Here is a 24644-nt window from a genome sequence, read left to right on the forward strand (position 1 = left end):
ACACAAAAACCTGTAATACAGCAATTTAAAAAATAAATATTGATAGATGATCAAAATAATGAGTAAGAAAATAGCTTTAACGATCTTAAAAATCTCTATAATTTACTTTTAAATGTAAAAAATCGAGGTAATTATTTATTACCTCGACTTTTTAATACATACATAATATCAATTTAGAGTAGTAGACTATTATGTTATGCTATCATTATTTAGTTTCCTAATTTTTTTAGATTTATTTCAAAATCATGTGCAGGAGCTGAATGTTTCCAGAATGTTGCTTCAATCGAATATCTAGGGTGATCAACATTCCAGTACTCATATGGAGTTTGACCAGCTTTAGCATCCATATAATCTAAATAAATCTTGGCTTTTACTTTAACTACCCCATTGCTAGGAACATTATGATCTGCTATAAAGTAATTCACCATTGCGTTTGGATTCGTATTAGATCTTGACATACCTGGTAAACTTTGCATATCCGCAATAAAGAGTTCATCATGTGTTTCTGACGCAAACATACCTAATGGCTTATTTAACCCTCCTAATATAATAGTATTATCTCTTAAGTCATACGATCCTAATGGAGTCCTTGGATGCTCTTTAAGATAACGTTGTCCTGCCACATAGTCTTGTAGGTATTGAACGCCATGTTTCAATCCATTTGGCTCTTGATTGACTAAATGTTTAACATCTTCTGAAGTAATCGTACTTGAAAGACTTCCACTATTATAAGTATAAGATCCATTTAAATTTGCCCCTAAACTAGGACCATCTGCACTAACCGATGCGTCCAAACCTCCCCCGATTGTAAACGAATAACTTGGATTTTGACGTGTTCTTGATACGGATCCACTAATTTTAGCAACTGGAGAATGATCTTTTATAATAGCTTGACTTGGACCTGTCAATTCTGTTACAAAAGTAACTGCAGTAATTAAATCTGTTAGCTCTTGATAATATTTCATTCCATAACTTGGGTACCATATACTATAATCTGGATTTTTCCATAAGTCTCCAAATCTTGCTCGCTTGTGTACAACACCAGACTGAGGTAAATATTCCACATGAATACCATATCCACTATCTTTTGTATCATTTGTTATTCCTTTAGCTATTTTAACAACAACAATATACTTCAAAGATTTAGTATCTATAAAATAACTAGCTTCATGTTGATACTTATCAAAAGCTGTGCTTTTATTTCTAGTAGCGTTGAGAGCATTTTTTCCTGATAATTTTGATAATTCTTTACTAATCTCATTACTAATCTCATTTACAGTGAAAGATGAAATACTTACACTTTCCTCGTCCATACCTTTTGAAGATACTGACTTATCGTCACCTTCTTCATAAAAGATACTTTTTCGACCTTGGACTGGCTCTTCATAAGAAAGAACATATAAATTTGAATTATTCTTGTTGCTTCCCGCATAAGCTACCATAGTACTTTTCAAAGCTTCTTTTTCAACTTTATTTGAAGCTTTAACCAAATAATCAACACCTTGTTCTTGACAAAGCTCTGCTAAACTAGCCGTTTCAGCGCCTTTGTCTTGGATCAAATAAATTGGGCCTGACCCCGTAATATCTGATTTACTATTAAGAACTTTAGAAGAGGTACCTGGAGGCAATAAAGACTTTAAACTGCTAAATTGACTAGAGTTCGCAACTTCTAGTTCTTCAGAAAAATTTTGCTCGTTACTATCACACGAGCTTAATACTGTAGTCCCTGCAATAGCTAATGCTAATAAGCGTAAGGAAATTGTTTTTTTAATATTCATTATTTTATGTTTTTTTGGCAAAATTATAGTGAAAGGGTTGTTAAAAAATTAATCGAATCCTCGTTTTTAAAATACTTATTACTTATTTCGCAACTTTTAATTAAAAAGAATTAATTTTCAATAAATAGACTTAAAGAAGTATGGGTAGAAGCTAACGGAAAACTCTTATGATTTTATGCTATATTTATAAGAATTTAAAAGGCTATGAAAAAAATAATAGAGTACCTTCCTTTCTATCTTATGCTGTCTATATGTGTAGGAATTTGTATAGAAAATAATATGGATATACAAGAGCTAAGCTTACAAAAAAGTTATCTATACATTATTATAATAATTATTTTTCTATACTTCATAATGAATAAAATCGGTCATTTACTATTTATGTTGATAGTAATATTATTATTCATCAGTGTTGGCTTTCTAACTTCTTTTTTTAATAACCCTATAAACTATTCTAATTATTACAAAAAAATACCGTCAGAAAATAAAATTTTAACTCTTCACATAAAGGAAAAACTAAAATACAATTCGTATTATCAACGATATATAGGAGCAGTTGTCTCTGTAAATAATATAAAAACTAGAGGCAATGTACTTGTTAATATTAAAAATAAAGGCTCTAAATCATTAGAAATAGGTCAACTAATATATTCTAATGCTAACTTTAGTTCAATAAAACCTCCATTAACGTCAAGTCATTTTGACTACAAAAGCTATTTATCAAAAAAATATGTGTTCGAACAAATCTATTTGGATAATAATGAATTTCAAATACTAGAAACAAAAAATAATTCTATAATTAGAATTGCAGAAATATTGAGGGCAAGAATAGAAATATCTTTAGATAAACAACCTTTCTCAAAAGAAGTGCTTGCTGTTATAAAAGCACTTCTTATTGGACAACGTAAAGATTTGTCTAATAAAATAAGAACTGCTTATTCAAAAGCTGGCGTCATTCATATTCTTGCTATATCTGGACTACATCTTGGTATTTTACTCTACTTTTTAAACAGTATATTGGCTTTCCTTACTCAATTTAAATATGGTAGTCAGGTTAAATTTTTAATTATTTTAGTTATTTTATGGGGTTTCGCATTTATTTCAGGCCTTTCGGCATCCATAACGCGTTCTGCGACTATGTTTTCTTTCGTTATCATAGGAAAGTTATTGAATAAAAATACTTTTACGGAATATTCTATTATAAGTTCCATGCTATTTCTACTTTTAATAAAGCCTATGTTTTTGTTTCACATTGGTTTCCAGCTAAGCTATCTTGCTACCTTCGGGATTGTTTGGATATACCCAGTACTACAGAAACAAATACACTTTAGTAATGCTTTTTTTTCTAAAATATGGGAAATATTAATTATTTCTCTATCTGCACAAATCGCAATACTTCCTCTAAGCATCTATTATTTTAATAGCTTTTCAGGCCTGTTCCTAATTTCGAACTTAGTCATTATTTATTTTTTAAGCTTTGTTTTGATATTAGGAATTATAATTATCTCTATGGCAGTTATTAATATTTTACCCTATCCTATTGCTTTTCTATACAACTATATCATTTCTCAAATGAATAATTTTATTGAATGGATTTCCTCTTTCGATTATTTCATTTTCAAGAACCTTATCCTTAATAAGTTTGAAATACTTCTTTGTTATTTGATCATTTTTGGAAGCATCAATATACTTTATCACTTTACTAAAACCCGCTTTTTTCTGATTCTTTATTGTTTTTTAACATTTCAACTAGTAAATATTTATGAAAAAAGAGTAATTTATTTAAAAAACACCTTAACCGTTTTCCATGATAACAGAAATACTATTATCGGCAAGCAAAAGGGGAAAGATTTAATGATTTATCATTCTAAAGAGCATAAAAGCCTCGGTTATTTTACTGATCCAATTAAACAGAAAACAAACGTAAATATCAATTTAAGTAATAAAACCCCAAATATTATACAGCACAAAAATAATACTCTTTTAGTTTTAAAAGATACTTACTTACAGGGTTTAAAAGGAATAGATAAGAAGACAACTATTTTACTTTGTAACTCTCCCAAAATAAACCTTGAACGTATTTTGAAAAAAAACAATCCTAAACTGATAATTGCTGATGGAAGTAACTATAAAAGCTTTATAACTATATGGAAAAAAACATGTCTAAAACATAAAACACCGTTTTATTCCACTGAACAAAACGGTGCATATATTTTTAATTGAAACAAAAGCTAGATAGAACTTTTAAAATTTTTCTCAAAGTCTTTCCATTTCGTTTTTTTGTAGTTATCGTCATTGAAAAAAGCCAACACTATTTCAAATTTCTTTTCAGCCATATATCCTGGAACATTTTGTAGCAACTGTTTGTCTTTATTTAAAAATGCTGTAGATGGATAGCTCAATCTACCCTTCATTAACGCTGCTGCTAATTCGTGATATCCTCTTCTTCCTTGAGATTTGTAGGCAAAAGTTTTTCCTTCAAAACTAATATCATTTCGGTCTTCCCCATTTAATTTTACTGGATAATAATTTTCATTTATGTATTTTATAATTACCTCATTTTTATAGGTTGTATTATCCATTCTCTTGCACCAACCACACCAGTCCGTATAAATATCAATTAATATAGGTTTCGGTTCTTTTTCGTTTTTTTCCATAGCTTCCTCAAAAGACAACCAATCTATTTTATCTTGAGCATTTATACCCAAAGAAATTAAAGCTAGTATTATAAAAATAAAATTCTTCATATCTTCTTAATTTCAATAACTATTCCAAAATTACAAAAAAAACCTATTAATTCTCAACGATTTAACAGGTTTAATATTGTTTAACTATATAAGCTATTATTTAACTCCATGCATAAGTCTCTTTAAAACAGGATGTAATACTAAAGATATGATCCCTAATCCGAGAGGTATTAATGTAAAAATTAAGAAAAAACCTGATAAACTATATTCCTGTGTAATTTTTTCAATATCTCCACCAATGTAATGTGCTAGCTTATTTCCTATTGCAATTGCCAGATAATAAACTCCAAACATAAACGCAATCATTCTTGTTGGAATTAACTTGCTCAAATAGGAAAGCCCCATCGGTGACAAACATAGTTCTCCAAGCGTGTGAAATAAATAGGCCAAAACCAACCAAATCATACTTAAACTAGCACCTTCTGCACCTGCAGAAACATTTCTTGCACCAAAAGCTAAAAATCCAAAACCTAAAGCTAACAAAGCCAGACCAAGAAAATACTTAACTGACGCAGGTGGGTTATAATCGCTGTCCCACCACTTTGTAAATAACGGAGCAAATATGATAATAAACAAAGAGTTTAAAATAGCAAACCAAGTAACCGGAACTTCAGTTTCAGAACTACTAAACTCTGTGTAAATTTTATATAAAACAATGATCCAGACAATAACGAAACTAGATCCTAGTATAATGTTTGACAATCCGATTTTGGTATAGGTCTTTCTAAATAGACTTATTAAAACATACGTTATAATACCTAATGGAACAACAGTTACCAATAGATCAATTACTTTAAATATAGTTCCTGAAGTACCTTCTAAAATTCTATCTGTAAAATCTCTTGTATAAATAGGCAAAGATCCTGCTGCTTGTTCAAAAGCAGCCCAGAAGAAAATTGTGAATAAACTAAAGATGGCAAATGCAATCATTCTGTCTCTTTCAATTCTTGTATATCTTGGTATTCTTACCAATAATAGTACAATAAATGAAATTGCCGCTAATAGCGCAAAAAACAATGAATCAGACAACCCAGCAACACTAAAATTCAAAATATTAATATTTCCAATCTTACTTAAAGGGTCATTAATGATAAAAATTAAAGCAGAAATAGTAAAAAGCCCTATTAATATATAATCAATAATAGAAAAAGGATTTCTTACTCCTACTTCCTCTTCTACCTCTATTTTTTCTTTATTTGTTTTCAAAGGCTTGTCTCCAAGTGTTCCAAAAATCGGTTGTGCATAATAGAACTGCAACATTCCTAACAACATAAAAACACCTGCTAATCCAAACCCATAACTCCATCCTATTTTTTCTCCAACCCATCCACATAACATAATACCTATGAACGCACCTGCATTTACCCCCATGTAAAAAATATTATATGCTCCATCTTTTTTATCATCTTTTCCTGCATACATCTTTGAAATGATTGAGGTCATATTGGGTTTAAAAAAACCGTTTCCTATAATCAATAAAGCTATTCCAATATACAAAGATGTTGGTGTTTCAAAAGCCATTGAAGCATGCCCCAAAGTCATTAGAAGTGCTCCAATTACAACAGCCATTCTGTATCCAATTTTATTATCAGCTAACCATCCCCCAAGCAAAGGTGTAAGGTATACAAAAAGGGCGTAAGTACCTAGTAACGATAAGGCAGCGGAAGTACTCCAACCCCATCCTGGATTATCTCCTAAAACTGCTCCTGTTAAAAAAATAACCAGAATAGCACGCATTCCATAATAAGAAAAACGCTCCCACATTTCTGTAAAGAATAGAACAAATAGTCCCGCCGGATGCCCCAGTACTTTATCTTTAAATAAATTCTCGATATCTGTCTTCATATATTTCTAATATTTAGTTTGTAAACGCAACAAACCTCCCAAGTTTTTCTTGTGAGGTTTATCGCATAAAATAATTAATTATTATTTTCTATATTTTCAGCACCATGAGTTAATCTTTTTAATGGCTTTAGCAACGTTATGATTAATACCCCAAATATTGTACAAAATATAGCAATTCCTGTAAATACTTGAAATTCTCCAGCTCCCTCAGACAATTCTCCAACGAATCCAGCTACTTTGTTTCCTAATCCTGTAGCAGCAAAATAAGCTCCCATCATAAAAGACGCATACTTTACTGGAGCTAATTTTGTGATGAAAGATAAGGCTACTGGCGAAGCACATAATTCACCGATAGTGTGGAATAAGTAAGCTAAAACTAACCATATCATGGCTGATTTTTCAACAACTTCCTCCCCATTCATTACAACCTCTGTACTTGCTTTGCTCATAAAGAAGAATCCAAATGCCATGATAATAACTCCCACAGCCATTTTGAATAATGAAGAAGATTCTTTTCCTTTTTTACCCCAGTTATACCAGAACCCACCAACAGCAGTACCTAGTACAATAATGAAAAATGCATTAATCGATTGAAAAACCGCAGCAGGAATTTCATTCCCTATAAGCGGTAAAGAAAAAGAAAGAATTCTATTTGTTTTTTGCTCAGTGTATAGACTCATTAAACCTCCAGCTTGCTCAAAAGCACCCCAAAAAACAATAATGATTAGGAATGACAAGAACATTACTAACATTCTATCTTTCTCGACCTGAGTTAAAGGTTTCTTCATTAATTCCTTGTCTGGAGAATCTTTCTTTCCAAGGAATTCACCCACTCCATCTAAATACTTTAATCCGAACATATAAACTAACTGCCCCAATGCCATTCCAATTCCAGCTAAACCGAAACCATAATGCCAACCATACTTGGCGGCAACGGCTCCAACAATAAGAGCTCCCAAAAATGCTCCTAAATTAATACCTATGTAAAATATATAAAATCCTTTGTCTCTTCTGTCATCTCCTTGATTGTATAAACCACCAACCATGGTCGAAATATTTGGCTTCAAAAAACCAACACCAATTACAATTAAAATCAATCCTGCGAAAAAAGCCCACTGTGCATTAATCGCCAATATTCCATGGCCCGCACATAACAACAAACCTCCTAACATCACAGCCTTTTTTTGACCTATAAACTTATCGGCAATCCAACCTCCTGGTATAGATGTTAAATACACGAACATTGTATAGGTTCCATAAAAAGACAATGTCTCTGCATTTGTCCATCCATATCCCGACTGCGGATCCCCTAGAATAACAGGAGCTGCAAGAAAAAGTGTTAAAATAGCACGCATTCCGTAATAAGAAAAACGTTCCCACATTTCTACAAAGAATAGAACATAAAGCCCAGCAGGATGTCCAAAGATTTCTTTCTCTGCTACTATATTTTTAGCCATATTTATTTGTTTAGTTTATAAGTTATTTTTGATAAAGTTAGTCATTTTAGTATAAAGATGTAAACGTGTATTACCTCCATAAATACCATGATTTTTATCTGGGTATATAGCCCATTCAAAATCTTTATTAGCTTGAACTAATGCCTCTACCATTCTATATGTATTCTGAACATGTACATTATCATCACCTGTACCATGAATTAACAGGTACTTTCCTTTCAATAATTCTGGGTAGCTTAGCGGAGAGTTCTCGTCATAACCTGAAGCATTCTCTTCTGGAGTTCTCATGTAACGCTCTGTATATATTGTATCATAAAAACGCCATGTGGTAACAGGCGCAACAGCTATTGCTGCAGCAAAAACTTCATTTCCTTTAAGTATGCAATTGGTACTCATATAGCCACCGTAAGACCATCCCCAAATACCAATTCTTTTTGCATCAATGTAAGAAAGTTCTCCTATTTTTTTGGCAGCTTCAATCTGATCTTCCATTTCATATTTTCCAAGATTTTTGTAGGTAATTTTTTTAAAGTCTCGTCCTTTAAATCCTGTACCTCTTCCATCAACACATGCTATTATATAACCTTGCTGAGCTAACATTTGATACCAGTACTCATTTGACCCACCCCATCTATTCGCTACCTGTTGTGAACCTGGACCAGAATATTGATACATTAAAAGAGGGTATTTTTTTGAAGGATCAAAATTAGTTGGTTTGATCATATACATATTCAACTCCTCTCCATTTACAGAAATAGTAGAAAATTCTTTACTAGCAATATTATACTCTGCTAATTTCGACTTTAGAGCAGCGTTGTCTTTTATAATTTTCAAAACTTCTCCTTTTGCATTTCTCAATGAATAAATACTTGGTGTACTTGCATCTGAATAGGTATTAATGAAATAGTTTAAATTTTTACTAAAAGCTGCTATATTTGTTCCAGTTTGCTCACTTAGTAGCTTTTTATTTTTTCCTTCTAAAGAGATACTATAAACACCTCTATTTATCGATCCATTTTCGACTGATTGATAACAAATTGTATTGTTTGTTTTATTAAATCCATAATAAGAAGTTACCTCCCATTCTCCTTTTGTTATTTGATTAATCAGTTTCCCTGCTTTATTGTAGTGATAAATATGATTAAAACCATTTTTTTCGCTTGTCCAAATAAAACTGTTATCGTCTAAAAAAGTTAAATCATCATTAACATCCACATAGGCTTTGTCTTTCTCATTTAATATTAGCTGACTACGATAAGTATCAACATTAACAAAATACAGATTTAAGTCATTTTGATGACGATTAAGTGTTCTAACAGCCAAAACTTTATCATCTTTAGTCCAGTTTATCCTTGGAATGTATTCATATTCACCTACAGTGATTTCTGCTGTTTTATTAGTTTTTAAAGAAAAAATATGCAGTGAAACCTTAGCATTATCCTCTCCAGCTTTGGGATATTTAAATACATGCTGAACTGGATACTTCCCATTACCAAAAACATCCATTGAAAACGTTTTAACCTTACTTTCATCAAATCTTAAAAAAGCAAGATGATTACTATCTCCACTCCATTCGAAAGCTTTAACAAAACCAAATTCTTCTTCATAAACCCAATCAGTAATACCATTTATTATTTTGTTCTCTTCACCACTAGATGTAATTTTATAAACAACCTCTTCTTTATCGAAACTCTTTATGAATAAATTATTTTCTTTTGCAAATGCAACTTTTTTACTATCTGGCGAAAAAGTGGGTTCCTGTATATCTTCCCCTATTAAAGAAATCTTTTTTGTTTTTATGTCATAAACATAAAATGTACCAAGAAACGAATGACGAAATATCTGTTTAAAATTAGTTCCTAAAATTAATTTTGTTTCATCATTATTAAACTCATAGGAATTAAAATAATCAATATTTGCTAAATCTTTACTGTCAACTATTGTTTCTATTTTTTCTAAAGTCTCATAACTGTATTTATTGACCGAAGAACTAAATCCATCAAAGTCAATGAGTGAATAAAAATCACCATTCATGGAATTTAGGGAGTTCATATAATCAGATCTAAAAGTATTGTTTTTCCATATGTCTTCTAGAGAAATGTTCTTTTTTTGCGCTTGAAGTAAAGTAGATAATCCAAGAACAAAGATTAATAATTTGTTCATATTTAGTATTGTCTGTGTCAAAAGTTTGCCAAGTTTACGGAAAATTCATTAATTTTTAGATCAAAATGATCATAAATATGTTCAGATAATACTAAATTAATTGGATTCATTTATCTTTGACCTCCTAAAACTTAATGAAGAATGGCGAAAGTTATTTCAGGATTTTCAAAGCTATCGAAAAAAGAAAAAATTGACTGGTTAGCAACTAACTTTTTTAATAATCAGAATGAAATTATTGAAACGATAAAACAGTACTGGAATGCTGATGAAGCATTGCAAAGGCTTCATGATGATTTTATAGAAAACACGATCACCAATTTTTATATGCCGTATGGTATCGCTCCTAATTTTGTTATAAACGATAAAGAGCATGTAATTCCTATGGTAGTTGAAGAAAGCTCTGTTGTTGCAGCTGCCTCATTAGTTGCTAAATTTTGGAGTACAAGAGGAGGTTTCAAAACAAAGGTTATTTCTACTACAAAAGTAGGACATATCCACTTTATGTATTCTGGTAACAAAGAAGATTTAGAAACCTATTTCGAAACACAAAAAAATAATTTACTCAAAGCAACCCTTTCCATTACAAAGAATATGAGAAAAAGAGGTGGTGGGATTTTAGACATTAACCTTATTGACAAGACCAAAAGTCTTACTGATTACTATCAACTTCATGTTTGCTTTGAAACAAAAGACTCAATGGGCGCTAATTTTATAAATTCTTGCTTGGAGGCTATTGCAAATGAATTTAGAAGAAATGATATTGATATTATTATGAGTATTCTTTCAAACTATGTCCCCGAATGTTTGGTAAGATCTGAAGTATCTTGTAAAGTTCAAGATTTAGGAGGTGAAAATCCTGAAAAGTTTGCAAGAAAATTCCAACAAGCAGTTAAAATTGCTGAAATAGAACCTTACAGAGCTGTAACACATAATAAAGGTATTATGAACGGTATAGATGCCGTTGTTTTAGCGACTGGAAACGACTTTAGAGCCATTGAAGCAGGAGTTCATGCTTATGCGTCCAAAGAGGGTACATATAAAAGTTTATCTCATTGCGAAATTGAAAATGGAATCTTTAAATTTTGGATCGAACTTCCCTTAGCAATAGGAACTGTTGGGGGATTAACAGCCTTGCATCCAATGGCCAAACTCTCATTGGATATGATGGGAAGACCCTCCGCTCCAAAGTTAATGGAAATTATTGCTACAGCAGGCTTAGCTCAGAACTTTGCCGCATTACGAGCCTTGACAACAAAAGGAATTCAACATGGCCATATGAAAATGCATTTAATGAATATTTTAAATCAAATGGGAGCCTCAAATGAAGAAAAAAACATAATCTCTAAAGAATTTGAAAACAGTACTGTTTCACATAGTGCAGTAGTACAAAAACTTAAAAATTTGAGAAAAAACTCTTAGATGGATTCAGTAAGATATTATAGTAACGGAAAACTACTTCTTACAGGAGAATACTTGGTACTCGATGGAGCAGAAGCTTTAGCTGTTCCATCTAAGTTTGGTCAAGATTTAACTGTGCAAAGTATAAATGATCCTGAATTAATTTGGGCCAGCTTCACCCAATCAGGAAATTGCTGGTTTGAGGCTAGTTTTAGCCTTCCAAAATTAAGATTAACATCAGCTACTTTTAATTCTAATATTGAGGGAAGTTCAGAATTTATTGCAGAAACCCTCCAAAAAATATTACAACAAGCTAGAAAATTAAACCCTAATTTCCTTAATACTTCGAGTGGTTTTATTGCTAAAACAAAATTAACTTTTTCAAGAAATTGGGGGTTAGGAAGTTCTTCAACCTTGATCAATAATATAGCAGAATGGGCTCAAATAGATCCTTTTACGTTATTAGAAAACTCTTTTTCAGGAAGTGGTTACGATATTGCTTGCGCCAAAAACAACACTCCAATACTTTATCAAATTGAAGAAAAAAAACCTATCATAAAAAAAGTTAATTTTAATCCAAATTTTAAAGATCAACTATTTTTTGTTCACTTAAATCAGAAGAAAAATAGTAGAGAGGGAATTGCCCAGTATAAAAAAGTAAAAGACAAAGTTAAGCAACACATATCATCAATAAACGACATCACCCATAGATTATTGATATGTAAATCTATTAATGATTTTGGTTCTATTATTAAGGAGCACGAACAAATAATAAGTGGGATCATAAAAGAAAAACCTGTTAAGAAAAAATTATTTTCAGATTATTTTGGAGAAATTAAGAGCCTAGGAGCTTGGGGCGGTGATTTTATATTAGCGACTGGAAACAATGATACCCCCGAATATTTTAAAAATAAAGGTTTTAAAACTATTTTAAGTTATAATCAAATGATTTTGTAAAGCTGTGAAAAAAGTAATTATTATTGGAGGAGGTGCTGCTGGTTTCTTTACAGCAATAAATGTCAAAGAATTAAATCCAGAATTAGACGTTACAATTCTTGAAAAAGGAAAAGATGTTTTGCAAAAAGTTAAAATATCAGGTGGTGGACGTTGTAACGTTACACATGCTTGCTTTGAACCTAAAGAACTAATTAAAAACTATCCAAGAGGAAAAAAGGAATTATTGGGACCTTTCCATCAATTTATGACTGGCGATACTTTTGAATGGTTTGATAATCGTGGCGTACCTTTAAAGGTTGAAAATGATAACCGAGTATTTCCAGAAGCAAACACTTCTCAGGCAATTATTAGTTGTTTTACAGAATTAACTAATAAACTAAATATAAAAGTTACTACGAATCAAAACGTAATTGATATTGAACATCAAAATCACTCATGGAAGGTTATCACTAAAAATAAAAATCACCAATGTGATTTTCTAGTTATTGCCTCAGGTAGTGGCAAGAAAATATGGGATTTAGCAAAAAAGCTAAATCATAAAATCATCACACCCGTCCCTTCATTATTCACCTTCAATATTAAAGACCCTCGGATTTTTGACTTAGGAGGAGTATCGGTTCCCAATGCTATTGTAAAAATTGCTAAAACAAAGCTAGAAAATTCAGGTCCTTTACTAATTACCCATTGGGGATTAAGTGGTCCTGCTGTTTTAAAGCTTTCTGCTCATGGAGCAAGGATATTATCAGAAAAAAACTATCAATACAATGTTATCGTCAATTGGCTTGGTATGGATAGTGATGAAGTTCTTGAAATGTTAAATAATTTTAAAAAAAAGCTTTCCAAAAAACATATTTATTTAAGATCTCCTTTTTCAAATCTTCCTAAAAGATTATGGGAACGTCTACTAAATGCAACCAAGATTTCAACTAACGCAAATTGGGCTGATTTAAGTAACAAGCAGCTAAACAGCTTGTCGATTCAATTAACGCAAGGACTATTTAACGCAAATGGTCGAACTACTTTTAAAGACGAATTCGTCACCGCTGGTGGAATTGACCTAAAAGAAATTGACTTTAAGCGATTCGAAAGTAAAATACATAAAAATCTATTTATCGTTGGCGAAGCCTTAAATATAGATGCTGTTACAGGTGGATTCAATTTTCAAAACGCTTGGACAAGCGGATATATCTGTGCTAAAAGCATTGCTGAAAATTCTATTTTGTAACCAAATTTATCTACAATTTAAAAAAACAACTAATTCTTTTTTCAATCAAATATTGCTAATAAAAAAGTTTGACAAAATAGCTTCAAACAGTTATTTTAGACTACTTTCAAACCCCTATGAGGTTTCAACGCATCTCTGAATATCTTCATATTTGCCTCGTCGACAATTATAAAAGCCAGTACATGAAACTTGTTAATTTCTTCGAGATTGATATCAAAAAAAGGTAGGTCGTTTTGGTCCACAAACTCTTTTAAATGCAAACAATGATGTTTTGCTATTTCAAAACTATCCTCTCCTCTGAAGTCCCAAACTAATTTAATTTTATGCATCAACCTTATATTTTTTTCACAAAAATACCTATTCCAAGAGAAATAGGTATTAATTATTAAATAAATTCAAAATGAGAACAAGACTCGTTTTTTTAAAATTTTGCTGTGGGGGACAATTTATTTGAGTTTTTAACTATTTATAAAATTATTATTACTCTAATAACGAAAAAAACGTAAGTTAAGTATCTACTAACTTTTTTTTAACATTAAAGCTTAGAAACAAACCGATACAAATGAAAAATATTAAACTAAGTTCAATCTTTTTAAAATCATAAAATCAAATTTTATTTATTTTACGATACAAAAAAACCCGCTCCAAAATTAGAGCGGGAAAATTGCTATGAAAAAGAAAAATTCTAAGACGTCTCTTAGAACTGACGCAAAAATATAAAAAAAACAGTATTCATTATGTTAAAAAAAGGCACTTAAGCACACCTGAAAACCCTATTTATAAATACTCAAAAACCCTAACAAACTAGGCGTTAGCACTAGTAAAACTAACTAATAAAACAACTAAAGATATTAACCTAAAAATTACCAAAATTCTTTTAAAAAGAATTAAATGCTATTTTAAGACTATAGCAACAAATTAAATAATTCTACGAAAGTCAATAACATTCTCTTTTAATAGTAACTAAAAAACCTGATTGAGTAAAAGAATAAAGACAACGTTCTCTTTTCAATATTTTTCAGAATCGTAAGCATTGTCTTTATTAGAAAATAACATGTACTTTTGTAAAAACTATAAGTTTAAGAATGTTAGAATTTATTTTTCAAGGAGCCTGCAATGATATTAAAAAAACTAGTCATAAATGGCAAACTCCAAGTAATATTGCACTTGTAAAATACTGGGGAAAAACACATCCGCAACTACCCAAAAATGCTTCTATAAGTTTTACTTTAAACAACTGCAATACAAGAACTAGAATAGACTTCAATAAAAAACAAAATAACAATAGTATTGAATTTGAAATCTTTTTTGAAGGAAAAATTAAAGAAGAGTTTAAACCAAAAATTGCCGATTTTTTTGATAGAATTAAAAAATACTGCCCTTATATTTATGACTATCGAATGGTAATATATTCAGAAAACTCTTTCCCGCATAGTAGTGGGATCGCTTCCTCAGCAAGTGGGATGTCTGCTATTGCTATGTGTATTATGAATCTTGAAAAGGATTTGAATCCAAATATGAAAGATAGCTACCTAAAGCAAAAAGCTTCTTTCCTGGCTAGATTGGGTTCAGGTAGTGCCAGTAGAAGTATCGAAGGTCCATTAGTTGTTTGGGGGAAACACCTTGACATAGCTGGAAGCTCTGATAATTATGCCATTAAGTTCCCCTATAAAACTCACCCCGTCTTTGACAACTATCAGGATTGTATTTTGATAGTAGATAAAGGGGAAAAAGATGTTTCCAGTACTCTGGGGCATAATTTAATGCATAACCATCCATTTGCTGAGCAAAGATTTAAACAAGCCAACGATAATTTAAAAAAAATCTCAGATATTCTCCAAAACGGTAATCTGAAAGAATTCATAAGTCTCGTAGAAAGTGAAGCCTTAAGTTTACATGCAATGATGCTAACAAGTAATCCTTACTTTGTTCTTATGAAACCTAAAACCCTTGAAATAATTAATAAGATATGGAATTACAGACGAGAAAATGATAGTAATATTTGCTTTACTCTTGACGCTGGTGCTAATGTTCATCTATTATACCCTCTCTCAGAGAAAAAAGAAGTAGATTTTTTCATAAAATCAGAACTGTTAAAGTTTTGCCAAAAAAATCATTATATTTGTGATTATACAGGATCCGGATCTAAAAAAATTAATTCATAACCACTACCCTAATCATGAAAAACACTACTTCTCTTCTTTCTGTCATTACACTAATAATATTCTCACTAAATGGTTTTGGTCAAGAAACTATTTGGTTCAATTCGAATTGGCAACCCACTACAGAATCTCAAGGAAAATACTATCGACCCTATCCTAAAAAAATTGACCAAGGCTACTGGATAGTAGATTATTACATGAATGGACAAGTTCAAATGGAAGGATACAGTAGTATATTAACTCCAGGCAAAGAAGAGTTTGAAGGCTTGGTACTTTATTATCATGAAAATGGGACGCCTTTTCATAAAGCAAATTATAAAAATGGACAATTGCATGGAATTCGAAAAGTTTATTACGAAACTGGAGAACTCAAGGAACAGGGAAGATATGTCGAAGGGAAGCGCTCTGGAATTTGGAAAACCTTTTACAAAAATGGAAAAATAAAAGAAAAAGGTAAATACAAAGACAATGAAAAGTCCGGAATTTGGAAAACTTTTCATAAAAATACAAAACAATAAATTGGAATCTAGAGGTATTACTTGTATTTTTGTATTACTGAAACATTTACAACACCTATGAAAGGACCTTTATTCTATGCAAAAATTTTGCTCTTTGGGGAATATGGTATAATCAAAGAGTCTAAAGGACTGGCTATTCCATTTAATTCATATAAAGGAGCTTTAAAAACAGTGAATACACTGAATGGTGAAGCAAAAAAGTCTAATGAAAACCTTTTAGGATTTCATCAATATCTAAAAGAGCATGGTAGTGAGCTTATCCAATTAGACCTTGAAAGTTTCAAATGTGATATTAATAATGGAATGTATTTTGATTCCTCAATTCCTCAGGGATATGGAGTTGGTAGTTCTGGCGCTCTTGTTGCCTCAATTTATGACAAATATGCTTCCAAAAAGATTACAGTTCTTGAAAATTTAACAAGAAATAAGCTATTGACTCTTAAGGAAACCTTTTCCATAATGGAATCATATTTCCACGGTAAGAGCTCTGGACTAGACCCTCTGAACTCTTACTTAAGTCTTCCTATTCTTATAAATTCTAAAGAGAATATCGAAGCAACTGGTATACCCTCTCAAAAAGACGGAAGAGCCGCTGTTTTCTTACTAGATTCCGAACAAATTGGAGAAACAGAACCTATGGTCAATATTTTCATGAATAAAATGAAAAATAAAGGCTTTAGAAAAATGTTAAGTGATGAATTTTCTATCCATACTGATGCGTGTATCGAAGATTTCTTACAAGGCAATATAAAATCGCTATTCGGTAATGTGAAAAAACTATCAAAAGTGGTTTTTAAAAACTTTAAGCCAATGATACCTTCGGCTTTTCACAAGGTTTGGGAAAAAGGGATAAGAACAAATGATTACTATTTAAAACTCTGTGGATCTGGTGGCGGTGGTTATATTTTGGGCTTTACTGAAGATTATGAAAAAGCAAAAATTAGCTTAAAAGACTATAAACTAGAATTGGTATATCGTTTCTAACTAACCTTTGTCACTATGGGTAATACATCAAAAGTAACTATACTCTTTTATAAAGTATTTAGCCTATTATCAGTAGTTAGAGGACACAACATATTAATATTAATAGCAGCGCAATATTTAGCTGCTATTTTTATTTTTTCAGAGAACAAAGCTCTAAAAAACGTTCTTTTTGACTCTCATTTATTTCTGTTAGTACTCGCAACCACATGTGTAATTGCTGCAGGATACATTATAAATAACTTTTACGATGTAAAAGCCGACAGAATTAACCGCCCTATAAAATCTGGCTTGGACTCAATTGTTAAACAAGAAACTAAATTATCTTTATATTTTATTTTAAACTTTTTTGGTTCTTTATCTGGATGGCTAGTATCTTGGAGAGCAGCTATTTTCTTTACTTTTTATATTTTTAGTATTTGGTTATACTCTCATAAATTAAAAAGATATCCTGTCATTGGGCTTGTCTCAGCAACTACACTTACTATACTTCCCTTTTTCGTTATACTGGTGCATTTTAAAAATTTTTCAAAAGTTATTTTTGTACATGCTTGTTTTTTGTTTTTAGTTATAATGGTAAGAGAAATTATAAAAGATTTAGAAAATATAAAGGGAGCTATAATAAATAATTACAACACATTCTCAGTAAAATACGGAGAAAATAAAGCAAAACAACTTGTTATAATACTACTCATACTCACTCTACTACCGATAATAATATTATTTAATTACCCAGGAATAAATCATATGAAATATTACTTTTATTTTGCTGCTAGTATTTTATTATTTATTGGGATTTATATAAATAAGGTAACCACAAAAAATCAATACAGACTGCTTCACAACATACTAAAGCTATTATTATTAGCAGGTGTTTTTAGCCTAATCTTTATTGACAAAACATTAATATTAGATAAAGTGATTCGAGTTTTAGATTAGTTTTAAAATATTTAATTGTAAATTTGCACACATTTTTTAATTATGAATTCAAAAGACTCGTCGAGAGGACGACAAGCTGGTAAAATCAGCAATCCTCGTAATAAATCTCAATTTACAAAGAACTTCAAAAAGAACAAACCTCAAAAAAACGCTTCTCAAAAAGAGACAAAAGAAGGCATCAGGCTAAATAAATACATTGCCAATTCAGGAATTTGCTCAAGAAGAGAGGCTGACACTTTCATTGAGCATGGAAGCGTTACAATTAATGGTAAACTGGTTACAGAAATGGGCTATAAAGTCCAACCAGATGATGAAGTCCGTTTTGATGGTACACTCATATCAATGGAAAAGAAACGATATGTTTTACTAAATAAACCAAAAAACTACATCACAACAATGGAAGATGATCGTGGTAGAAAAACAGTAATGGAACTGGTTGGAAATGCAACATCTGAACGTATTTATCCCGTAGGAAGGTTAGACCGAAATACTACTGGTTTACTTTTATTTACAAATGACGGAGAATTAGCAAAAAAATTGACCCACCCAAAACATAATGTGAGAAAACTCTATCATGCTACTTTAGACAGAAAGCTAACATTGTCCGACTTAGAAAAATTAAGAGGTGATGTTACTATAGAAGGGAAAAGAGTTTTCATTGATGCCGTTTCCTATGTAGAAGGTGAAAAAAAGAACGAAGTTGGAATTGAAATTCATTCAGGAAGAAATAGAATTGTTCGTAAAATTTTTGAACACTTCGGATATAATGTAACAAAACTAGATCGTGTAATATTTGCTGGACTAACAAAAAAGAATTTACCACGCGGTCGCTGGAGAGAACTCACAAATCAAGAACTAAATAATTTACATATGTTATAAAAAAAACCGTGCTAAGCACGGTTTTTTTAAGCCTTTTTTTTATGATCATTTTTTACATCTTCATCTCTGTACTTACAGCAAGGATGTAAATTATCATAATCTATCTGAGAGGCCTTAACTTCTTTTGTATCATGACCTACCTTTGCTACCTTTTGCTTAATCAAATTTAATTCCGTTTTTCTTTCGTCAAAAATCAAACTTAAATCATGTGTTTCAACATTCCAATTAGCATATTTCACTCCTTTCATTGATAAGGCTGCCTTCTCAATTCTTTTCTTACACATCATACACACTCCATCAACATTAATTATAACTTTCGCATTTTTCTTCTTGTTTTGAGATAACATAGAAGATGTTATTCCTAACATTAAAAAAACAAATAAAACTTTTTTTCTCATTTTTAATCTAATTTAATTCTTAAACCTGTGTAATAATTGCTACCAAAAATTGGTGCGTAAACAATAGTAGTATCAAAATAAGCTCCAAATGGATTCTCACTACCCCGAATGGGACTATCTTGCCTAACATTTGTTATATTTTCAGCTCCTAAATATAATTCAAAAGTCTTAGAAAAAACCTTTGTTAATTGAGCATTTATTGTACTATAAGGTTTTGAGTAACTAGCTAGCCCTCTACTTTTAAGACCCTCATCTCCCCCCGGTATTCTTTGATTTCCTAACCAATTATATGTAAAATCAAACTTCCATTTTTCTCCATTGTTCTTCGAAATTGTCTCATAGGATGTATTTACAAAAAATCTATTTCTCGCTAAAAGAGGTTTTTCAAATCTACCGCTTTCATAATCAGTTTTTACATTATTAAGTCTGTATGCCAAGCGAATATTAAAATACGGTAATACGTTTTGAGTAATTTCGGTCTGAAAGCTTTCGGCTTTACTATCACCTTTTAAATCATAAAACGAAATAGCATTTAGATTTTCCCAGTCAACTACCACTTTATTTTGAAAAACTGTTCTATAATAATCGATACTAATTGATCCTTTCCGGTCAAACAACCTGAATCTTTGAGAAAAAGACACCCCTGAATTCCAGGCAATCTCTGGGTTTAACCCATAAATTCTCCCTTTGTTACTTTGAATATTAACACTCCGTGAAGAGGCAAATAACTGTAAATTTTCAGCGAAAATATTGGCACTTCTTACTCCTCTACCTATTGAGGCCTTAAAAACCCCTTTATTCCATGCAGCATAACGGGCATGTATTCTTGGAGTTAAAAAGACACCTAATAAATTATGAAAATCTAATCGAATACCAGCTGTTAAGCTAAAAAACTCATTATCATCATACGTATATTCAAAAAAAATGCCAAGATCATGTTCTTTTCTCTTAAAATTCTTGTCTATAACTAATTCAAAATAGTCATCTTGCAAAAAACTTGCTCCGACTTTAAATTGATGTCGAGTATCTCCAATTATTGAACTAAATAGGCCATTTACATAAAAACTTTTATGATAAATATCGTAGTCTTTTAATCCAAAATAAGATTTTTGCTGATGGTCATTGTAAGACATTTGAAAGCTAAACTTCTGAAAAGGTAAGTCTGGAAAAACATAACCTAACTTAGTGGATATAGCAGCTTTTGATGTATTTATCTCACTTCCCCAAAACTGGGGATTTTTATATTGTTTTTTAAAATCATAATAAATTTGACCTGTTTGCTTAGTATCATTCAAATACCTCAAATTAACAAAACCAATCCATCCTTTTTCAGAATCAATATATTGCCACCGATTCATTATATTAACTTGATTTGTTAAAGGATTATCTAAAAAGCCGTCGTTGTTTCTATCAAATTTTAGACTTCGATTGCTACCATGCAAATAAAAACCTGTGTACCATTTATCTGAAAGCTTTTGATTGAAATGAGTATTTAATTCTAATCTACCACCAAGCTCTCCATAAAAATTTGTAAAAAATTTACTGTCGCTAAAAGGTTTTACCAACTCCGCGTTAATCTGCCCAGAAATACTTTCATAACCGTTAGTAATACTCCCAGCTCCTTTCGTTATCTGTATGCTCTCAACCCATGATCCTGGAATAAAAGTTAAGCCAAATACTTGAGAAGCTCCTCGTACCGAAGGTATATTTTCCTGAGTAATTAAAAGGTATGGGCTTTTTAAACCTAACATTTGAATTTGTTTAGTCCCTGTTAAGGCATCTGAAAAATTTACATCAATTGATGGATTTGTTTCAAAACTCTCTGATAAATTACAACAGGCTGCTTTCAATAATTCAGCACTCCCTATATTCATTATATTTTGCGCATCTAAAAAAGACCGTTGAGTTGGTTCTTTAGAAACTATAATTTCAACTTCCTCAAGTATTTCTTTTTCTTTCAAAACGTATCTTAAATAAGATTTATTTTGAATTAATAATGTATCTGTTTTAAAACCAACATGACTAATAATCAGATAATTATCAGCTTGATTATTTGGTATTGTAAACATACCATCATCATTGGTTATCGTTCCTATTTGAGTGTTCATCCAAAATACTGATACCCCTGAAACCGCCTCTTCATTTCCTTTTTCATTTGTATATAAAACTTTTCCTTTAAACGTAACTTGCGAATAGCAAATCGAATTTATAAGCAGTATCGTAATACCGACTATATTTTTCATATTGTAAGTTATTGTGTTTGTTTTTTAATCAACTATAAATCAAAACACAAATCATAAAATAAATACCTGATACAATAAACGAATGTTATATACTATTTGAAGTGAATAGTATTTTTTGAGATCATAGACTTTAAAAACAAATTCAGCGTCCGATATGGTATTTGGTTTAAAAAATAATATCGTATACTTTTCTATATTCTGTTTCAACTCAATGGTACTTTCGAAGATATTTTTTTCTCCAGACAAAAAAATACGTTCGTTTTTACAACATGATTTTTTTTCGGAAACAGCAATACTAAATGACTTACAAGATGACTCCTTTTTACATGAATGTTTCTCTCCAAAAAAAGAAACACCAACTAATTTCCCTCCACAAAAATATTTTTCAATTGTAAAAGAAGTTGTTGACAAAACTAGCAGAATCGCTAATAAAATTGATGTTATTTTTGAGAATACTTTTATCACATTGGTAAAATTACGAAAAATATTTTTGCAATAGATATCTTCAAAGTACTTTTGCTACTTTGTTTAATATTTATTTGAAATAAAATTTATGGATAATATAATAGAGATAAAGAAGCAAATTGAAAGAATTTGTAGCTCTCAAAAACCCAAGGAAGAAAAACTTCAACAAATATGTGATTATTTAGCATCTGAAATTTCTTATTACGATTGGGTTGGCTTCTATTTCAAAAATGGGGATAAGAAGGAATTAAAACTTGCTCAATTTTTTGGAGAGCCCACTGAACATACAATAATTCCTTTTGGTAAAGGCATTTGTGGTCAAGTTGCTCTTAGCAATAAAAATTTTGTGGTTCAAGACGTAAGTGAACAGGATAATTATATTTCATGTGGTTGGAAAGTTAAATCAGAAATTGTTGTACCAATATTTATCGACGGACAAAATATAGGTCAAATTGACATTGATTCTCATTCAATAAACCCTTTTTCTTCGAAAGACGAGGAACTTCTAGAATTTATTTGCAAAAAAGTTAGTTTTTTCATTTAAAAACTAACTAAAATATTTGATAATTAAAGTTTTTTTATTTAATTTGAAAGATATTTATTAACAACTTTATTAACATTTAATTCCCTTATATTATGAGTAGTAATGAATTCCCCACTTACGCTGCTTTGGGCGACAGAAACGCTCAAAAGAAAAATCAACAAACTTTAATAGAGAAATTCACTTCATGGTTTAGAAATTTTCTTGAAAACGCAGAGTGAGAATTAAAATTTCGATTTATAGTTAATTTTAAAAAACACTGTCAAATTAGCAGAATTTTGGCAGTATTTTTTTATTCAAAAAACTAAACACTTTATTGTAAAACCCTCTAGGTTTTAGTATTTTTGGTCTCTTAACAACACAACAAAAATGGACAATACAAAAACCATAAAATCAGCACTAATTTCTGTATTTAATAAAGACGGATTAGAGCCAATTGTCAAAAATCTCAATGCGTTAGACGTTACTATTTATTCTACTGGAGGTACCGAAAAATTCATAAAAAATTTAGGTATTAATGTTTTACCTGTAGAAGATGTAACAGCTTATCCTTCTATATTAGGTGGAAGAGTAAAGACATTACACCCTAAAGTTTTCGGAGGTATTTTAAATAGGCAAGATCACGAAAGTGATATCGCAGAGATGAAAGACTTTGACATCCCTCAGCTTGATTTAGTTATTGTTGACTTATACCCTTTCGAAAAAACAGTTGCCTCAAATGCTTCCGAGCAAGAAATTATTGAAAAAATTGATATTGGAGGAATTTCACTTATTAGAGCAGCCGCCAAAAATTATAAAGACACTGTCATTGTTTCTTCAATGGAGCAATACAACGATTTTCTGTCAATAATAAGTCAATCAGGGGGGAAAACAACAATTGCTGAACGAAAAAGGTTTGCGTCAAAAGCTTTTAATATTTCCTCTCACTATGATACGGCCATTTTTAATTACTTCAATGAAGAAGAAATTGTTTATAAAGCTAGTGAAACTAGATCTAAAATCTTACGCTATGGGGAAAATCCTCATCAGAAAGGCTATTTCTTTGGAGATCTAGAGAATATGTTTGACAAGCTAAACGGTAAAGAACTCAGTTACAACAACCTACTAGACATTGATGCTGCTGTAAATTTGATGAATGAATTTACCAAGGAGCCTCCTACTTTTGCCATATTAAAACATAACAATGCCTGTGGCCTCGCACAACGGTCAACGATTCATGATGCTTACCTTGATGCACTAGCAGGAGATCCTGTGTCTGCTTTTGGTGGAATTTTAATAGCTAACGATACTATTGATCTAGCTACGGCACAAAAGATACATAAATTATTTTGCGAGGTAGTAATAGCCCCATCATACGATGATGACGCTTTAGAAATTTTGAAAGGGAAAAAAAACAGAATAATTTTAATTCAAAAAACAACAAAGCTATCTCAACAGACTGTAAGAACAGCCTTGAATGGATTTCTTGTTCAAGATAAAGACAATAAGACAGATCTATTAGAAGATATAATTTATGCAACAAACAATAAACCGTCTGGAAAAGAGTTAGATGATTTATTATTTGCTTCAAAAATTTGTAAGCATACAAAATCAAATACGATTGTTTTGGTCAAAAACAAACAACTACTAGCAAGTGGAACCGGCCAAACAAGCAGAGTAGATGCGTTAAAACAAGCTATTGAAAAAGCTAAAAGTTTTGATTTTGATTTATCCGACTCAGCAATGGCTAGTGATGCGTTTTTCCCTTTTCCTGATTGTGTTGAAATTGCACATAAGGCAGGCGTGAAAAATGTAATTCAACCGGGAGGATCTATTAAAGATCAACTGAGTATTGACTACTGTGATAAAAATCAATTAGCAATGATTTTCACAGGAACAAGACATTTTAAACATTAATTATTTTTGATGTAAAAGCTATCTATATTTTTTATAGATTTGTGTGTACGCA

Annotated in this window: 21 protein-coding genes; 12 read left to right on the forward strand and 9 right to left on the reverse strand. The window is 31.0% G+C overall.

Annotated elements, in window-relative coordinates; genetic code table 11:
* Nucleotides 1–209 precede the first annotated feature (209 nt).
* A complete protein-coding gene (locus tag AC2GW8_RS07155) occupies nt 210–1778 on the reverse strand; it encodes a hypothetical protein (protein ID WP_440882072.1) in 1569 nt (522 codons plus the stop codon).
* A gap of 204 nt (nt 1779–1982) precedes the next feature.
* Between AC2GW8_RS07155 and AC2GW8_RS07160 the strand changes: the two genes are divergently transcribed.
* Nucleotides 1983–4001, forward strand: coding sequence for a ComEC/Rec2 family competence protein (locus tag AC2GW8_RS07160; RefSeq protein ID WP_440882073.1), 2019 nt, complete (start codon nt 1983–1985; stop codon nt 3999–4001).
* Nucleotides 4002–4009: 8 nt separating this feature from the next.
* On the opposite strand, the gene AC2GW8_RS07165 is transcribed toward AC2GW8_RS07160, so the two are convergent.
* The 4 genes from AC2GW8_RS07165 to AC2GW8_RS07180 all read right to left on the reverse strand — a co-directional run bounded on the left by AC2GW8_RS07165 (nt 4010) and on the right by AC2GW8_RS07180 (nt 9990).
* Nucleotides 4010–4525 carry a thioredoxin family protein gene (locus AC2GW8_RS07165; RefSeq protein ID WP_440882074.1) on the reverse strand — a complete coding sequence of 172 codons (516 nt, stop codon included), beginning with the start codon at nt 4523–4525 and terminating at the stop codon, nt 4010–4012.
* 96 nt (nt 4526–4621) lie between these two features.
* A complete protein-coding gene (locus AC2GW8_RS07170; RefSeq protein WP_440882075.1) occupies nt 4622–6370 on the reverse strand; it encodes a peptide MFS transporter in 1749 nt (582 codons plus the stop codon).
* Between the two features lie 74 nt (nt 6371–6444).
* The gene (locus AC2GW8_RS07175; RefSeq protein ID WP_440882076.1) at nt 6445–7827 is read right to left on the reverse strand and encodes a peptide MFS transporter; all 1383 of its coding nucleotides are present in this window, start codon (nt 7825–7827) and stop codon (nt 6445–6447) included.
* 15 nt (nt 7828–7842) lie between these two features.
* Nucleotides 7843–9990 carry a S9 family peptidase gene (locus tag AC2GW8_RS07180; protein WP_440882077.1) on the reverse strand — a complete coding sequence of 716 codons (2148 nt, stop codon included), beginning with the start codon at nt 9988–9990 and terminating at the stop codon, nt 7843–7845.
* 141 nt (nt 9991–10131) lie between these two features.
* On the opposite strand from AC2GW8_RS07180, the gene AC2GW8_RS07185 reads away from it, so the two are divergent.
* From AC2GW8_RS07185 to AC2GW8_RS07195, 3 genes are read left to right on the forward strand one after another with little or no spacing between them, the layout of a single operon-like run.
* Nucleotides 10132–11409, forward strand: a complete 1278-nt coding sequence (locus AC2GW8_RS07185; protein ID WP_440882078.1) for a hydroxymethylglutaryl-CoA reductase — start codon at nt 10132–10134, stop codon at nt 11407–11409.
* The gene (locus AC2GW8_RS07190; RefSeq protein WP_440882079.1) at nt 11410–12345 is read left to right on the forward strand and encodes a GYDIA family GHMP kinase; all 936 of its coding nucleotides are present in this window, start codon (nt 11410–11412) and stop codon (nt 12343–12345) included.
* A 4-nt stretch (nt 12346–12349) separates the two neighbouring features.
* A complete protein-coding gene (locus AC2GW8_RS07195; protein WP_440882080.1) occupies nt 12350–13570 on the forward strand; it encodes a BaiN/RdsA family NAD(P)/FAD-dependent oxidoreductase in 1221 nt (406 codons plus the stop codon).
* A gap of 95 nt (nt 13571–13665) precedes the next feature.
* Here the strand turns inward: AC2GW8_RS07195 and AC2GW8_RS07200 are convergent, their stop codons facing one another.
* Nucleotides 13666–13899 (reverse strand): hypothetical protein, encoded by a 234-nt coding sequence (locus tag AC2GW8_RS07200; RefSeq protein WP_440882081.1) that lies wholly within the window; start codon nt 13897–13899, stop codon nt 13666–13668.
* 756 nt (nt 13900–14655) lie between these two features.
* Between AC2GW8_RS07200 and AC2GW8_RS07205 the strand changes: the two genes are divergently transcribed.
* From AC2GW8_RS07205 to AC2GW8_RS07225, 5 genes are read left to right on the forward strand one after another with little or no spacing between them, the layout of a single operon-like run.
* Nucleotides 14656–15735 (forward strand): diphosphomevalonate decarboxylase, encoded by a 1080-nt coding sequence (locus AC2GW8_RS07205; RefSeq protein WP_440882082.1) that lies wholly within the window; start codon nt 14656–14658, stop codon nt 15733–15735.
* 14 nt (nt 15736–15749) lie between these two features.
* Nucleotides 15750–16250 (forward strand): toxin-antitoxin system YwqK family antitoxin, encoded by a 501-nt coding sequence (locus tag AC2GW8_RS07210; RefSeq protein ID WP_440882083.1) that lies wholly within the window; start codon nt 15750–15752, stop codon nt 16248–16250.
* Nucleotides 16251–16307: 57 nt separating this feature from the next.
* Nucleotides 16308–17234 (forward strand): mevalonate kinase family protein, encoded by a 927-nt coding sequence (locus AC2GW8_RS07215; RefSeq protein ID WP_440882084.1) that lies wholly within the window; start codon nt 16308–16310, stop codon nt 17232–17234.
* Between the two features lie 15 nt (nt 17235–17249).
* Nucleotides 17250–18170, forward strand: a complete 921-nt coding sequence (locus AC2GW8_RS07220) for a geranylgeranylglycerol-phosphate geranylgeranyltransferase (RefSeq protein WP_440882085.1) — start codon at nt 17250–17252, stop codon at nt 18168–18170.
* Nucleotides 18171–18212: 42 nt separating this feature from the next.
* A complete protein-coding gene (locus AC2GW8_RS07225) occupies nt 18213–19049 on the forward strand; it encodes a pseudouridine synthase (RefSeq protein ID WP_440882086.1) in 837 nt (278 codons plus the stop codon).
* A 26-nt stretch (nt 19050–19075) separates the two neighbouring features.
* Here the strand turns inward: AC2GW8_RS07225 and AC2GW8_RS07230 are convergent, their stop codons facing one another.
* From AC2GW8_RS07230 to AC2GW8_RS07240, 3 genes are read right to left on the reverse strand one after another with little or no spacing between them, the layout of a single operon-like run.
* Entirely contained in the window at nt 19076–19447 is a 372-nt protein-coding gene (locus tag AC2GW8_RS07230) for a heavy-metal-associated domain-containing protein (RefSeq protein WP_440882087.1), read from the reverse strand.
* A 2-nt stretch (nt 19448–19449) separates the two neighbouring features.
* The gene (locus AC2GW8_RS07235) at nt 19450–21690 is read right to left on the reverse strand and encodes a TonB-dependent receptor (protein WP_440882088.1); all 2241 of its coding nucleotides are present in this window, start codon (nt 21688–21690) and stop codon (nt 19450–19452) included.
* Between the two features lie 51 nt (nt 21691–21741).
* A complete protein-coding gene (locus tag AC2GW8_RS07240; RefSeq protein ID WP_440882089.1) occupies nt 21742–22155 on the reverse strand; it encodes an HYC_CC_PP family protein in 414 nt (137 codons plus the stop codon).
* Between the two features lie 88 nt (nt 22156–22243).
* Here AC2GW8_RS07240 and AC2GW8_RS07245 point away from each other — a divergent pair, with 88 nt between their 5' ends.
* The 3 genes from AC2GW8_RS07245 (at nt 22244) to purH (ending at nt 24592) form a co-directional block, all read left to right on the forward strand.
* Nucleotides 22244–22699, forward strand: coding sequence for an XrtF-associated fRMsr-like GAF protein (locus AC2GW8_RS07245; RefSeq protein WP_440882090.1), 456 nt, complete (start codon nt 22244–22246; stop codon nt 22697–22699).
* 92 nt (nt 22700–22791) lie between these two features.
* Nucleotides 22792–22917: a hypothetical protein gene (locus AC2GW8_RS07250; protein WP_440882091.1), complete on the forward strand. Its 126-nt coding sequence runs from the start codon at nt 22792–22794 to the stop codon at nt 22915–22917.
* Nucleotides 22918–23065: 148 nt separating this feature from the next.
* A complete protein-coding gene (purH, locus tag AC2GW8_RS07255) occupies nt 23066–24592 on the forward strand; it encodes a bifunctional phosphoribosylaminoimidazolecarboxamide formyltransferase/IMP cyclohydrolase (RefSeq protein WP_440882092.1) in 1527 nt (508 codons plus the stop codon).
* The last annotated feature ends 52 nt before the right edge of the window (nt 24593–24644 follow it).

Source organism: Tenacibaculum profundi, from assembly GCF_057162725.1.

Bases quoted from the DNA above. Each gene is read 5' to 3' on its own strand.
- AC2GW8_RS07155 (WP_440882072.1), bottom strand. From the start codon at position 1,778: ATGAATATTAAAAAAACAATTTCCTTACGCTTATTAGCATTAGCTATT.
- AC2GW8_RS07160 (WP_440882073.1), top strand. From the start codon at position 1,983: ATGAAAAAAATAATAGAGTACCTTCCTTTCTATCTTATGCTGTCTATA.
- AC2GW8_RS07165 (WP_440882074.1), bottom strand. From the start codon at position 4,525: ATGAAGAATTTTATTTTTATAATACTAGCTTTAATTTCTTTGGGTATA.
- AC2GW8_RS07170 (WP_440882075.1), bottom strand. From the start codon at position 6,370: ATGAAGACAGATATCGAGAATTTATTTAAAGATAAAGTACTGGGGCAT.
- AC2GW8_RS07175 (WP_440882076.1), bottom strand. From the start codon at position 7,827: ATGGCTAAAAATATAGTAGCAGAGAAAGAAATCTTTGGACATCCTGCT.
- AC2GW8_RS07180 (WP_440882077.1), bottom strand. From the start codon at position 9,990: ATGAACAAATTATTAATCTTTGTTCTTGGATTATCTACTTTACTTCAA.
- AC2GW8_RS07185 (WP_440882078.1), top strand. From the start codon at position 10,132: ATGGCGAAAGTTATTTCAGGATTTTCAAAGCTATCGAAAAAAGAAAAA.
- AC2GW8_RS07190 (WP_440882079.1), top strand. From the start codon at position 11,410: ATGGATTCAGTAAGATATTATAGTAACGGAAAACTACTTCTTACAGGA.
- AC2GW8_RS07200 (WP_440882081.1), bottom strand. From the start codon at position 13,899: ATGCATAAAATTAAATTAGTTTGGGACTTCAGAGGAGAGGATAGTTTT.
- AC2GW8_RS07205 (WP_440882082.1), top strand. From the start codon at position 14,656: ATGTTAGAATTTATTTTTCAAGGAGCCTGCAATGATATTAAAAAAACT.
- AC2GW8_RS07210 (WP_440882083.1), top strand. From the start codon at position 15,750: ATGAAAAACACTACTTCTCTTCTTTCTGTCATTACACTAATAATATTC.
- AC2GW8_RS07215 (WP_440882084.1), top strand. From the start codon at position 16,308: ATGAAAGGACCTTTATTCTATGCAAAAATTTTGCTCTTTGGGGAATAT.
- AC2GW8_RS07220 (WP_440882085.1), top strand. From the start codon at position 17,250: ATGGGTAATACATCAAAAGTAACTATACTCTTTTATAAAGTATTTAGC.
- AC2GW8_RS07225 (WP_440882086.1), top strand. From the start codon at position 18,213: ATGAATTCAAAAGACTCGTCGAGAGGACGACAAGCTGGTAAAATCAGC.
- AC2GW8_RS07230 (WP_440882087.1), bottom strand. From the start codon at position 19,447: ATGAGAAAAAAAGTTTTATTTGTTTTTTTAATGTTAGGAATAACATCT.
- AC2GW8_RS07235 (WP_440882088.1), bottom strand. From the start codon at position 21,690: ATGAAAAATATAGTCGGTATTACGATACTGCTTATAAATTCGATTTGC.
- AC2GW8_RS07245 (WP_440882090.1), top strand. From the start codon at position 22,244: ATGGATAATATAATAGAGATAAAGAAGCAAATTGAAAGAATTTGTAGC.
- AC2GW8_RS07250 (WP_440882091.1), top strand. From the start codon at position 22,792: ATGAGTAGTAATGAATTCCCCACTTACGCTGCTTTGGGCGACAGAAAC.
- purH (WP_440882092.1), top strand. From the start codon at position 23,066: ATGGACAATACAAAAACCATAAAATCAGCACTAATTTCTGTATTTAAT.